Source organism: Rhizomicrobium sp. (assembly GCF_056722145.1).
This window is the reverse complement of sequence record NZ_JBWZET010000064.1, coordinates 1-12,932: the sequence shown is the minus strand read 5'-3', so window position 1 is coordinate 12,932 and position 12,932 is coordinate 1. Positions and strand designations below refer to the sequence as shown.

Here is a 12,932-nt window from a genome sequence, read left to right as displayed (position 1 = left end):
TTCCCGTACCCAATCTACGCCAAGTGGGCGAGCGCCTATCAGGGCGTGTCGGGCGTCAGCCTGAACTACAACTCGATCGGTTCGGGCGGCGGCATCGCGCAGATCAAGGCGCGGACCGTCACCTTCGGCGCCACCGATGCACCGCTGAAGAAGGCCGAGCTCGACAAGGCCGGTCTCGCCCAGTTCCCGACCGTGATCGGCGGCGTCGTGCCGGTCGTCAATGTGCCGGGCGTGAATCCGGGCCAGCTCGTGCTCAACGGCGAAGTCCTCGCCGACATCTTCCTCGGCAAGATCAGCCGCTGGGACGATGCGCGCATCAAGGCGCTGAACCCGGGCGTCAACCTGCCGGGCAAGGCGATTTCGGTCGTGCATCGCGCCGACGCGTCGGGCACCTCGTTCGTGTTCACCACCTATCTGTCGCGCGTCTCGAAAGAGTGGGCGGGCAGCGTCGGTGCCAACACCGCCGTCGACTGGCCGGTCGGCGTCGGCGCCAAGGGCAATGAAGGCGTTGCCGGCAACGTGGCGCAGACCTCGGGCTCGATCGGTTACGTCGAGTACGCCTACGCCAAGCAGAACCACCTCAAGCACACCCGCATGATCAACAAGGACGGCAAGACCGTCGTCCCGTCGGCGGATACCTTCCGCGCCGCTGCGGCGAATGCCGATTGGGCCGGCGCTGCGGGCAATGGCTTCTACATCATCCTGGTCGACCAGCCCGGCGCCACCGCGTGGCCGATCACGGCGACCACCTACATCCTGGTCTACAAGCAACCGCAGGATGTGAACGCCACCAAGGAAGTGCTGAAGTTCTACCAGTGGTCCTACAAGAATGGCGGCGCCGCCGCGCTCAGCCTCGACTACGTCCCGCTGCCGGAAAACGCCGTTCAGGCGATCGAGGCGAGCTGGAAGCAGATCCAGGGCTGGTAAGACTCCTCATTTGGTTGGGGTGCAGCCAGGGGCGGTCCTTTCGGGGGCCGCCCCTTTCCGTTGGGGAGGCATTTGGAAATTGTTGTGAAATCAATTATTTACCAAACCTGACGGCACCGTCTTGTTAGCACCGTACTCCTGCCTTGAAATAGCCCCCGTTATCATCTTGAACGTTATTATAAGCGTGCTTATTTGTGACCGTGGAAAGAGAGCCATGGAACCCAACGATCAAGACCTTGCCTTTGTGATGCACGATCTGGCCCGCCTGATGCGGGTCCGGTTTGATCAGCATGCCCGTACCTGGGGCATGACCCGCGCGCAGTGCGTCGCGCTGATGAAGCTGCAATGCCATCCCGGCTTGTCGCAGACCGAGCTGGCGGCGATCCTTGAAGTCGAGCCGATCACCGTCGGCCGCATCATCGACCGGCTGGAGAGTGCCGGGTTTGTCGAGCGCCGCCCCGATCCGACCGACCGCCGGATGCACCGGCTGCATCTGCTCGATGCCGCCACGCCGGTGCTCGAGAAGGTTGACGTCTATCGTGCGAGTGGCATCGCCAAATTCCACGAAGGCATCACCAAGGAAGACTGGAACACCGCGTTGCGCGTTCTGCTTCAGATCAAAGAGACATTGTTAAGCGAGTCCGCCAATACCGCGGCCGTTGCAGGAGAGTGAAATGGACGTTCGCGCGCAATCGGGCACGAATTATTACGAGGGCACCGCGCAGACCGGCCGGGCAGGGACCTGGCTGGGCAGCTTGTGGGAAGACAAGGCGCGCCTGCGCCGGGTGCTGATGATTTTCGGCACCGTGCTGGTCGTGGTGGTTTCGGCCTTCGTCTATTTCACGGGCGGGCGGTTCGTCGGCACCGATGACTCCTATGTTCGCGCCCAGAAGCTGATGGTGACGCCGGATGTCTCCGGCCTCGTCAAGACCGTCAACGTCCACGAGGGCCAGCACGTCAAGAAGGACGAAGTGCTGTTCACGCTGGATGCGCATCCGTTCGAAATCGCGCTGGCGAATGCTGCGGCGGCCCAGGAAGCGGCGCGCCAGGGCGTGCTCGCCGACGAAGCCGCGTATCAGGGCCTGCAGGCGCAAGTCGCCGCGCAGGAAGCCCAGGTGCGTCTGGCGCAGTCGACCTTCAACCGCTACCTGTCGCTGGCCAAGTCCAACGCCATCGCGCCGCAGACACTCGACACCGCGCGCTCGACGCTGGCCTCCGCCCAGGCGACTCTCGCCGCGTTGAAGCAGAATGCGGCGACGCAATTGTCGAAGCTGCTCGGCGATCCCAATCTGCCGCCCGAGCGTGCGCCCGCGTTCCTGCAGGCCAAGGCCGCCTACGACGAAGCCGCCCGCCAGCTCGCCCACACCACGGTGCGCGCGCCGTTCGAAGGCGATGTCACCGAAGTGGATTCGCTGCAGCCCGGTACCCTGGTGATTTCGGCGCTGTCGTCGTTCTCGACCACCAGTGCGGTCGGTATCGTCTCGACGACGGACGTGTGGGTGGAAGCCAACATGAAGGAAACCGATCTCACCCGTGTTCGCGTCGGTGATCCCGTCTCGGTGACGATCGACACTTATCCCAGCAAGACCTGGGACTGCCGCGTCAACGCCATCAGCCGCGCTACGTCCACGGCGTTCTCGGCGCTGCCGTCGGAAAACGCCTCGTCGAACTGGGTCAAGGTGGTGCAGCGCATTCCGGTGCGCGTGACCTGCCAGGTCGGTCCCAGTGATCCGCCGCTGCGCGCCGGCATGAGCGCCGTGGTCGAGATCGACACCGGCATGCGCCGCTGGAGCCGCATGGTGGCGGGGCAGTAATGGCAGCCGCTTCCGCCGGCCAGCGTGCTCATGGCGTCGGGCACGGGCACGAACACTACGAGAAGTCGCAGCTGATCATCGTGGTGATGTGCTCGATGGCCGGCACGCTGATGCAGGCGCTCGACACCACGATCGCCAACGTCGCCCTGCCGTACATGGGCGGCGAGCTGTCGGCGTCGCAGGACCAGATCACCTGGGTCCTGACCAGCTATATCGTCGCCGCGGCCGTGATGACCGCGCCGGTCGGCTGGCTGGCCAAGCGCTTCGGCAAGAAGAACATCCTGCTGGTATCGATGATGGGCTTCACCGTCGCCTCGATGCTGTGCGGCGCCGCCACCGATCTCACCGAAATCGTGCTCTTCCGCCTGTTGCAGGGCGTGTTCGGCGCCGCACTGGCGCCGCTCAGCCAGTCGGTGATGATCGATCTCTATCCGATCGAAAAACGCGCCCAGGTGATGGCGATCTGGGGCATCGGCATCATGCTTGGCCCGATCCTGGGCCCGACCCTCGGCGGCTTCCTCACCGACTATTATTCGTGGCGCTGGGTGTTCTACGTCAACGCGCCGGTCGGCATTGCCGCGACACTCGGCCTGTGGCTGGCGTTCAAGGACACCCATCGCAACGAAAGCCTGAAATTCGACTGGGCCGGATTCGGCTTCCTGGCCCTGGCGATGGGATCGCTGCAGTTGATGCTTGACCGCGGCAATACCCAGGACTGGTTCGGGTCCCCCGAAATCATCATCTATGCCGTCCTGACCGGCTTGGGACTCTACCTGTTCCTGGTCCACATGGCGACGGCGGAGAAGCCGTTCCTGCCGCGCCAGATGTTCAAGGACCGCAATTTCACGTCGTCGATCGTGGTTATGTTCGTGGTCGGCGCGGTGCTGCTGGCGTCGTCGGCGCTGATGCCGCCGTACCTGCAGAATCTCGGCGGCTACAGCGTGTTGCAGACCGGCCTGCTGCTCGGCCCGCGCGGCTTCGGCACCATCGCGGCGATGCTGTTGGTCGGCAAGTTCGGCAACAAGCTCGACCCGCGCATCCTGATGAGCGTCGGCACCGCCTGCGTGTCGTTTTCGCTCTGGCAGATGGCGCAGTGGACGCCGTCGATCGCCTTCGACGAATTGCTGGTCGTGTCGATTATCCAGGGCTTCGGCTTCGGCATGGTATTCTCGCCGCTGAACCTCGTCACCTTCGCCACCTTGCCCGGGCAGTACCGCACCGACGGCAGCGCCTTCGCCAATCTCGTGCGCAATGTCGGCAGTGCCATCGGCGTGTCGGTGAGCGTCGTCATCCTGACCAACAGCATGCAGGCGATCCGCGCCGATCTGGTTCGCCATGCCTCGCTGTTCAACCGCGGTCTGGGCGTCAACGCAGAGTCGCTTTATTTCAACATCCAGCTTCCGTTCGGGCAGCAGGTGCTGGAAGGCATGATCAGCGTGCGCGCGGCGATCGAGGCCTATGCCAACGATTTCCTCGCCATGGCGGCGCTGTCGCTGGTGATGTTTCCGCTGATCTGGATGATGGAACGTCCGTCGTTCACGGGGGAGCCGAAAGCGCCCGCCAAATCGCCGGACGAGGCCAAGCCGACGGCCGAACAAGCGCCGATGACAGATTGAGACAACTCGCGTCGGGCGGGCGCCAAGCTCCTGGAAACACCGCGCTTTCTTGTCTCGCAGATGTTTCAGAGGAACCTTTGTTCGGCCTTAATTTTGCCCGAGGCGCAGCGCTGGAATTGGGTCGAACGTTTACGCGGTAGCAGGCGGGCGAAATCGTGTCGCCGCAGCGCGCTGCGATGGAACCAACGCCCTGTTCACCCGTCAGGGACGCAGAGGCAAAGGTAAGTTAGTCATGGATGTCAGAGCCGGGCTCAAGCGCCCTTATCATCACGGAGACCTGCGGAACGCGTTGTTGGACGCGGCGCGGGCCATTTTGGAAGAAGAATCCCTCGGTGCCTTGAGCCTTCGGGCCGTGGCGCGCCGGGCAGGAGTCAGTCACGCCGCGCCTTATCGGCATTTCCCCAACCATGAAGCGCTGCTCGTCGAGCTGGCGTCGGAAGGGTTTGCGGAGCTTCGTGCCGAGATCGTCGAAGCCGCGGCGATGCCCGGCGTCGAGTCCGATCGGGTCGCCGCCGTTGGGGCTGCGTACATGCGCTTCGTCGCGCGCCGTCCCGCTTTGGCACGACTGATGTTCGGTCCGCAGTTGCCCAACCGAGAGGCATTTCCTTCCCTTGCGGAAGCGGCCGACTCTGTCGGCGACGAGATCGGCAAGGCCCTGCACGACTCTGCCCTCGGGCTGGCGGTGTGGGCGGCCGTGCATGGTCTCGCCATGCTGGTGCTCGAGAACGTGATCGACCTCGGCCAGCGCCGCTCCGGACTGGAAGTGCTGCCGTCGCGGGCCGAAGTGCTGCTGCGCAGCCTGTTCACGGTCGAGAAGGAATAGACGCCGGCGCGGCGAGTGGTCTCACACCGCCGCGCTCGCGCCTTTTTGCCGTCCGCATCGCAGATCGCAGTGATAGCCTCCCGGCCAAAACGAGGGGGCCCCCATGCGCGCGCGCCTGCTTTTCTGTGCCTTCGTCTTGATGTTCGGAACGGCTGCGGCCGACGATACGATTGCCATTGATGGCGGCCGCATCGCGGTGCCGGCGGCGAGCGTCGATGGCGTTCGCGTCTTCAAAGGCTTGCCCTATGCCGCGGCCCCGGTCGGCGAGCGGCGGTGGCGGGCGCCGGCCCCGGTGGAAGCCTGGCAAGGCGTGCGCCCGACCAGCGCCTACGCGCCCAACTGTTTGCAGCCCAAGCTCTACCGCGATGTCGATCCGTTCAATCCGGGGATGTCGGAGGATTGCCTCTATCTCAACATCACCACCACGGCGAAAGCGGGCGAGGCGCGGCCGGTCATCGTCTGGATTCACGGCGGTGGCTATCGCGGCGGGTACGGCGCCGAACTCCGTCACGACGGCACCGTGCTGGCGAAGAAAGGCGTGGTGCTGGTCAGCATCAATTACCGCCTCGGCGTGTTCGGCTTTCTCGCCCATCCCGACCTGACGGCGGAATCCGCCCGCCACACCAGCGGCAACTATGCCTTGATGGACATGATCGCGGCGCTGAAGTGGGTGAAGCACAACATCGCGGCGTTCGGCGGCGATCCGGGGCGCGTCACCATTGCGGGTGAATCCGCCGGATCGGATGCGGTCAGCCGCTTGATGGCCTCGCCCGAGGCTGCGGGTCTGTTCGAGCGCGCCATCGGCGAGAGCGGCGCCGCCTTCGGCACCATGCGCGACGCTTCGCTGGCGCAAGGCGAAGCCGCCGGGATTGCCTTCACCAAGGCGATGGATGGCAAGGGCATCGCGGCGCTGCGTCAGCGCTCGTCGGCGGAGATTTTGGCGCTGGTGATGGCGCCGGACGGCGACTGGGGTTTCGGGCCAGTGATCGACGGCTATGTGCTGCCGGCCTCGGCGCGCGAAATATTTGCGGCGGGCAAGCAGAACGACGTGCCGCTGCTTACCGGCTGGAATGCCGAGGAGGGCATCCTGTTCGAGAAGGGCGTGCTCGGCGACGGCAGTCTGGCAACCGCGCTCAGCAACCGCTTCGGTGATTTTCATAACGCGGCAGCGGCGTTCTATCGTGGCGCACGCGCCTCGGCGCAGTTTGCCGGGGATAAGGTGATGGGCGTGCCGACCTGGAGCTGGGCGGTGGCACAGGCCAGGACCGGTCACGCGCCGGTGTTCCTCTATCGCTTCGATCAGGTGCCGCCGATTCCGTCCGATTGGTTTGGTGCGGCGTGGGAGGGCAAATACGTCGGCGCCTTCCATTCCGGGGAAATCCCCTATGTGTTCGGTCACCCGGACATCATGCCGGGCTGGCGGGCAACCGCCGACGATGCGCGGGTTGCCGATCTGATGTCGTCGGCCTGGGCGGCGTTCGCGGCAGGCGGCGATCCCAACGCCCCCGGCCTGCCGCATTGGACGGCCTACCAGCCCGACGGCAGCGCGATGAAAATGATCTTCGGCCCCACCACCGGCGAACTCCGCGACAGCGACGCCCCGCGGCTGAAGTTCTGGCTGGAACATCAAGCGTCACCCTGAGCCCGTCGCGGCAGACGGGGTGGAGGTCGATACGCGAGCCGTTTCTGCTGCCGTGCGCGCGGCCACCTCAGGATTACGAAGAGGGAATCACTTCTTCTGATCGGGATTCCGTGGCTCGGTGATGAAGCCGACGCGCGGTTGCGGATTGAGCGCTTCGCCAACCTTTTGATGATTGACGTTTTCGCTTTTCTTCTCCGGCTCGTTGACCACCCAGATCGTTGCGGCACCGCTTTGCTGCATCAGGACGACGGCTTTGGCGATGCCTTCGAAATTCTGGCCATGCGGGGCGCTGATCGAGTAGCCGGCGCCGGGGTGGTCCTTTTCGATCGCCGCCAGCTTCGGCTTCAGGGTCGCGACGTTGGCGTAAGTCACCCCATCGATCACCACCGAGCCATCAGCCAGGACCGCGACTGGAATCGACGGGGGCGGGGCGGGCGGCGGCGGCGGCGTGTAAAGTCGGACCAGATACCAGCCGTACGCGATCGTCACCACGATGAGGACGGCGAGAATTGCATAGCGGAAGCGGTTTACGAAGTCGTTCGGGCGCGCCATGGCATCCTCGGGCAGAATCGCAAGGACTCAAAGGTAATCCCGCCGGCTGCCGGATGACCAGACCGCTGGTTCAGCCGCCGATCAGCACGGCTTTGCGGCGCACGTCCTCGAGCGTGACTTCCTTTTTCCAGATCAGCCAGCCGGTGGTGGCGTGGGTGGCCTCTTCGCCCGAGGCGAAACTGTCGGAGTCGCCCATCTGGTTGCCGCTGACATGGTCGGTGGTCGGCATCACCGGACGTCCCGGCAGCTGGAGGTCGCCTTTGACGAGGTCGGCGAGGTTGCCCGATTTCAGCCGCCAGCCGCCGCCGTCCACGCGCTCCAGCCGGTCGGGCGCAAAGGCGAGGGTGAGAAGGTACAGCTTCATCGTGCCGATGGCGGCTTCCTCGGCCTGCGCCATCGCCGACACCACGCGCGGACCGAAGCCGTGGCCATAGGTGATCCAGCGGTCGTCGCCCTCCCACAGGGTGTGGAAGGCGTCCTTGGTCATCGGCACGAGCAGGCCATGGCCGAAATCGACCTTGTCGGGGGCGCCGTTTTCGCCCTTCACCAGCTTCGGTTTCGGGCCGGCTTTCAGCACTTGCGCCATCACGCCGGCATCGGCCGCCAGCGCGGTCGCCCCAAGCCCGGCCATGGCTGCCAGGCAGCCTCTTCTGGTGTTCATCATCGCTCAGCCCGCCCGCAACAGTCTCGCTGCTTCCAACGCAAAATAGGTGAGGATTCCGTCGGCACCGGCACGCTTGAAGCCGAGCAGGGTTTCGAGGATGACGCGGTTGCGGTCGAGGTAGCCGGCATTGATCGCCGCGGTCAGCATCGAGTACTCGCCCGACACCTGATAGACGAAGGTCGGCATCTTGAATTCGTCCTTCACCCGCCGGACGACGTCGAGATAGGGCATGCCGGGCTTTACCATCACCATGTCGGCACCTTCGGCGACGTCGAGCGCCACTTCGCGGATCGCTTCGTCGCTGTTGGCCGGGTCCATCTGATAGGTGCGCTTGTCGCCGACTAGCGCTTTGGCCGAGCCGACCGCATCGCGGAACGGGCCGTAGAAAGCGGAGGCGTATTTCGCGGCATAGGCCATCAGCAGCGTGTTGTGGTGGCCCGCCGTTTCGAACGCGGCGCGGATGGCGGCGATGCGGCCGTCCATCATGTCGGACGGCGCGATGATATCGCAGCCGGCTTCGACCTGAACGAGGCTCTGCTTGACCAGCGCGTCCACCGTCTCGTCGTTGACGACATAGCCATCGCGCAGCAGGCCGTCGTGGCCGTGGCTGGTGTAGGGATCGAGCGCCACATCGCACAGCACGCCGACGCCGGGCGCCGCTTTCTTGATCGCCCGCACCGCGCGGCAGACAAGATTGTCGGGATTGAACGCCTCGCGCCCATCCTCGGTTTTCTTCGCCGGATCGGTGAAGGGGAAGAGGGCAATCACGCCAATTCCGAGCGCCGCCGCTTCGACCGCTGCTTCCGCGACCAGATCGACGCTGAGCCGCTCGACGCCGGGCATCGCCGCAACCGGAACGCGCTTATTCTCGCCCTCAATGACGAACAGCGGCCAGATGAAATCGGCCGGCGAAAGGGTGTTCTCGACGACGAGGGCGCGCGACCACGGCTGGGCCCGGAGGCGGCGCATACGAGTGGCGGGAAAGCTGGGATTGGGCATGGTTTCGGTCTTCTGGAAGACGGTTGGAGTATAAGGCCTGGTTCCGCCGCGGCAACGCTGACAAACGGTTCTGACCAATAGATAGGCTTGCCTGCCGATGAGGCGAACTGAATTTTGCGTCATGCCGCTGCGTGCGGCGCGGTTGGCCATCTTGCGGGTAAACGGCGGCTGCGGCTATCAGGAGGGATGACCACAGAATCCCAGAACCCCGCCGAGATCCTGTTTGAGGTTCGCGGCGCCGTCGGCCTCATAATCCTAAACCGTCCCAAAGCCCTCAATGCCCTGACGCTGGCGATGGTGACCGCCATGCGGGCGCAGCTCAAGGCGTGGGAGAGCGATCCGGCGGTGGGCTGTGTGGTGGTGCGCGGCGAGGGCGATCGCGCCTTCTGCGCCGGTGCCGACATCCGCGCGCTGCGCCAATCCGGCCTCGACGGCACCTCCTATGCGCTCGATTTCCTGCGCGAGGAGTATCTGCTCAACGCCGCCATCAAGGCCTATCCCAAGCCCTACATCGCCCTGATCCGCGGCATCTGCATGGGCGGCGGCATGGGCATCTCGGTGCACAGCGATTACCGCATCGCGTCGTCGTCGGCGGTGTTCGCCATGCCCGAGACCGCCATCGGCTTTTTCCCCGATGTCGGCGGCAGCTACTTCCTGTCGCGCTGCCCGGGCCAGTTGGGGCTTTACCTCGGCCTCACCGGCGACCGCTTCAACACCCGCGATGCCATCTACGCCCGCCTCGCGACGCATTGGATTCCGTCCGACGAATGGCCGGTGCTGATCGATGCGCTGGCCAACGGCGACGATCCCAACGACCTGTTCTCCGAGATGGGCCGGCGGCCGCAGAACTCGCCCTTAAGTGAACGGCGCACCAAGATCGACCGCATCTTCGGCACCACCTCGGTGGAAGACATCCTGACGTTGCTCGATCGCGACGACAAAGAGTGGAGCCACGAATGCGCCGCGCTGATGCGGCTGCGCTCGCCGACTTCGCTCAAGATCGCCTTCGGCCAGATCAGGAACGGCCAGCAGCTCGCGTTCAACGATTGCATGAAGATGGAATACCGCATCGCCAATCACATCTTCAAAGGCCACGATTTCTATGAAGGCGTGCGCGCGGTGATCGTCGACAAGGACAACGCCCCGAAGTGGCAGCCCGCCACCCTCGCCGACGTCTCCGACGCCGCCATCCAGGCCTACTTCCAGCCGACGGACAACGAACTGCCGCTGTAAGGGTTTCTCTTTCCTCCCCCGCGGTGCTCCAACTTCAGCGCCGCACGATGACGAATTGGCGGGGGAGGTGGCGCGCAGCGACGAAGGGGGTGCGCGCAACTGCTCGTCGCTGTCTCAGGACGGTGCAACTTTACGCTTTATTTGCCGGTTTGGACGATGGCCGGCAAAAAACTCCGTAGTTCCCCGCTTTTGCCGGGTGTTCTCGGCAAGTTTTACCCGTCCTTAAGAGCTGCGCCCTACGCTGATACCACAATAACAGGTGGGCCCTCGGCAAATCGAGGGGAAGGCGATGACGGCACTGGCAAGACCGCAAGCGGCGGCCGCAATGGATGGCGCGCGCGAGCAAGCGAAATTCTATCTCGAGACCCTTAATCTCGTGGAAAGGCTGCATCGTCAGCTGCTCGACGTGATCAAGGATGAACTCGACCGGCGCGACGAGCGCGAGATCAACAGCGTGCAGGCGCTGCTGCTGTTCAATGTCGGCGATCAGGAGCTGACGGCGGGCGAGCTGCGCACGCGCGGGCATTATCTCGGCTCGAACGTGTCCTATAACCTCAAGAAATTGGTCGACCTCGGCTACATTCATCACGAGCGTTCGGAAGTGGACCGCCGCAGTGTGCTGGTCCGCTTGACGCCCAAGGGTGAAGCCGTACGCGACATGCTGCGCGAACTGTTCGGGCGCCACTTGGGCTCGCTCGAAGCGGTCGGCAACGTCGCGACCAGCGACCTCGACGGTCTCAACGCCTCCCTCCGGCGCATCGAGCGCTTCTGGATCGATCAGGTTCGTTTCCGGCTCTAAGCCCGAACGTGTGTTCCTGAACGGCTAAGGCCCGTCCCCCTGCTTATTTGGGGCGCGGGCCTTGGTGTTTTGGGATGTGTTTTCTGCCCCCGCGGGCGGCTCGCTCTCTCCATTCGCACAATGACCGTGGGGGAAGTGGCGCGAAGCGCCGAAGGGGGCTTATCTGGTCGCGAGCCCCCTTTGGTCCTTCAGACCACGTCCCCCACGGCCTGTAAGCCAGCCGAAGAAGACTTGCGACCGGGGGGCAGAAAATCGGCTCGACTCGTGCCACCATCGCCGCATGCGCCTGCCTCGGAGCCATTTGTACCATCACAGCCGGTTCTACGTCGCCGCGGCGGCCGGCGGATTCGTCTATGCCGCGTTCCGCCTGTTCGGTGGGCCGCAGCCGCTGGCGGCGTCGGCGGATGCGTTTTTCCTGGTATATCTGGCGGCGGCCCTCGGCGTGCTGGTTGGCCACACGACCGCCGACCTCAAGCGGCGCGCGGCGCGCCAGGACGAGGGCGTCCTGATCGTGGTGGCGATCACGCTGGCGGTGATAGCGGTCAATCTCACCAGCGTTTTCGTGGCGCTCAACGGCGGCGGCAAGCTCGGCGCGGTGTCGCTGGCGCTAATCCTGTCGGCGGCACCGCTGGGATGGTTCGTTCTGCATACCATCTCGGCATTCCATTATGCCAACATGTTCTATTTCGACCCTCCGGGCGCCGGCAAGCCGGGCGAGGCGCTGACGTTCCCCGGCACTGAGACGCCCGACCTCTGGGACTTCGTCTATTTCTCGTTCGTGATCGGCATGACCGCCCAGGTTTCCGACGTCCAGGTCTGCACGGGACAGATGCGCCGTGCTGTCACCGGTCACGGGCTGGTGTCGTTCTTTTTCAATACCGTGCTCATCGCCTTGGTGGTAAACGCGGTGCTGGCGCATTGAAAGTTGCGCGATCTACTATCATGTGACAATTAAACCTGTCTTATTTCTTGAAACGTTCCAAAATAGCGCCGATTATGGCGCCCTGATTTTCGGGGCTGGAGTAGAGAATCCCATGTCGTTTCCGTACCTTGCCCGGTTCCAGGAAGCCATCACCGAACTCAAGCGCGAGGGCCGTTACCGGGTCTTCGCCGATCTCTTGCGCCGCAAGGGCGCGTTCCCGACGGCGGCCTATTACGGCGACGGCGAACCGCGCGACATCACCATCTGGTGCTCGAACGATTATCTCGGGATGGGCCAGAACCCGAAGGTGATCGCCGCGATGCACGAGGCGCTGGACCAGGTCGGCGCCGGCGCCGGCGGCACGCGCAACATCTCCGGCACCACCCATTTCCACATCCAGCTCGAACACGAACTGGCCGACCTGCACGGCAAGGAAGCGGCGCTGACCTTCACGTCGGGCTACGTCTCCAACGACGCGACGCTGTCGACGCTGTCGAAGCTTCTGCCGGATGCAGTGGTGATCTCCGATCAGCTCAACCACAATTCGATGATCGAGGGCATCCGTCACGGCGGTGCCGAGAAGAAGATCTTCCGCCACAACGACGTCGAACACCTCGAAGACATCCTGAAGGCGATCGAGCCGCAGCGGCCGAAAGTGATCGCGTTCGAAGGCGTCTATTCGATGGACGGCGATTTCGGTCCGACCGAAAAAATCTGCGATCTCGCCGACAAATACGGCGCCTTCACCTACATCGACGAAGTCCACGCCGTCGGCATGTATGGCCCCCGGGGTGGCGGCATCACCGATCGCGACGATGCTGCGCACCGCATCGACATCATCGAGGGCACGCTGGGCAAGGCCTTCGGCGTCATGGGCGGCTATATCGCCGCCGACAAGCGCATCATCGACGTGATCCGCAGCTATGCTCCTGGGTTCATCT

The 12,932-nt window shown here is 64.2% G+C and carries 13 protein-coding genes; 10 read left to right on the top strand and 3 right to left on the bottom strand.

Annotation, left to right across the window (positions count from 1 at the left end; translation table 11 throughout):
* The 6 genes from pstS to AC1P6P_RS03510 form a co-directional block, all read left to right on the top strand.
* Positions 1–927 (top strand): phosphate ABC transporter substrate-binding protein PstS (pstS, locus tag AC1P6P_RS03535; RefSeq protein WP_481401056.1); only part of this gene is annotated, 927 nt, incomplete at its 5' end.
* A 214-nt stretch (positions 928–1,141) separates the two neighbouring features.
* Positions 1,142–1,600, top strand: a complete 459-nt coding sequence (locus tag AC1P6P_RS03530; protein WP_481401055.1) for a MarR family winged helix-turn-helix transcriptional regulator — start codon at positions 1,142–1,144, stop codon at positions 1,598–1,600.
* Position 1,601: 1 nt separating this feature from the next.
* Complete coding sequence (locus AC1P6P_RS03525) at positions 1,602–2,741, top strand: HlyD family secretion protein (protein WP_481401054.1); 1,140 nt, start codon at positions 1,602–1,604, stop codon at positions 2,739–2,741.
* Entirely contained in the window at positions 2,741–4,357 is a 1,617-nt protein-coding gene (locus AC1P6P_RS03520) for a DHA2 family efflux MFS transporter permease subunit (RefSeq protein WP_481401053.1), read from the top strand. The genes AC1P6P_RS03525 and AC1P6P_RS03520 overlap by 1 nt, the downstream gene beginning before the upstream one ends.
* A gap of 232 nt (positions 4,358–4,589) precedes the next feature.
* The gene (locus AC1P6P_RS03515) at positions 4,590–5,180 is read left to right on the top strand and encodes a TetR/AcrR family transcriptional regulator (protein ID WP_481401052.1); all 591 of its coding nucleotides are present in this window, start codon (positions 4,590–4,592) and stop codon (positions 5,178–5,180) included.
* A 103-nt stretch (positions 5,181–5,283) separates the two neighbouring features.
* Positions 5,284–6,822: a carboxylesterase/lipase family protein gene (locus AC1P6P_RS03510; RefSeq protein WP_481401051.1), complete on the top strand. Its 1,539-nt coding sequence runs from the start codon at positions 5,284–5,286 to the stop codon at positions 6,820–6,822.
* 87 nt (positions 6,823–6,909) lie between these two features.
* Here the strand turns inward: AC1P6P_RS03510 and AC1P6P_RS03505 are convergent, their stop codons facing one another.
* The 3 genes from AC1P6P_RS03505 to hemB form a co-directional block, all read right to left on the bottom strand.
* Complete coding sequence (locus AC1P6P_RS03505) at positions 6,910–7,374, bottom strand: hypothetical protein (RefSeq protein WP_481401050.1); 465 nt, start codon at positions 7,372–7,374, stop codon at positions 6,910–6,912.
* Between the two features lie 70 nt (positions 7,375–7,444).
* The gene (locus AC1P6P_RS03500) at positions 7,445–8,038 is read right to left on the bottom strand and encodes a hypothetical protein (protein ID WP_481401049.1); all 594 of its coding nucleotides are present in this window, start codon (positions 8,036–8,038) and stop codon (positions 7,445–7,447) included.
* Positions 8,039–8,041: 3 nt separating this feature from the next.
* Complete coding sequence (hemB, locus tag AC1P6P_RS03495; RefSeq protein ID WP_481401048.1) at positions 8,042–9,037, bottom strand: porphobilinogen synthase; 996 nt, start codon at positions 9,035–9,037, stop codon at positions 8,042–8,044.
* Between the two features lie 186 nt (positions 9,038–9,223).
* Between hemB and AC1P6P_RS03490 the strand changes: the two genes are divergently transcribed.
* From AC1P6P_RS03490 to hemA, 4 genes are all read left to right on the top strand, one after another.
* Positions 9,224–10,270, top strand: coding sequence for an enoyl-CoA hydratase/isomerase family protein (locus tag AC1P6P_RS03490; protein ID WP_481401047.1), 1,047 nt, complete (start codon positions 9,224–9,226; stop codon positions 10,268–10,270).
* Positions 10,271–10,559: 289 nt separating this feature from the next.
* The gene (locus AC1P6P_RS03485) at positions 10,560–11,069 is read left to right on the top strand and encodes a MarR family winged helix-turn-helix transcriptional regulator (protein ID WP_481401046.1); all 510 of its coding nucleotides are present in this window, start codon (positions 10,560–10,562) and stop codon (positions 11,067–11,069) included.
* Positions 11,070–11,349: 280 nt separating this feature from the next.
* On the top strand, positions 11,350–11,991 hold the full coding sequence (locus tag AC1P6P_RS03480) for a DUF1345 domain-containing protein (protein WP_481401045.1): 642 nt from the start codon (positions 11,350–11,352) through the stop codon (positions 11,989–11,991).
* Positions 11,992–12,103: 112 nt separating this feature from the next.
* A partial coding sequence (gene hemA, locus AC1P6P_RS03475; RefSeq protein ID WP_481401044.1) for a 5-aminolevulinate synthase occupies positions 12,104–12,932 on the top strand: 829 nt, incomplete at its 3' end.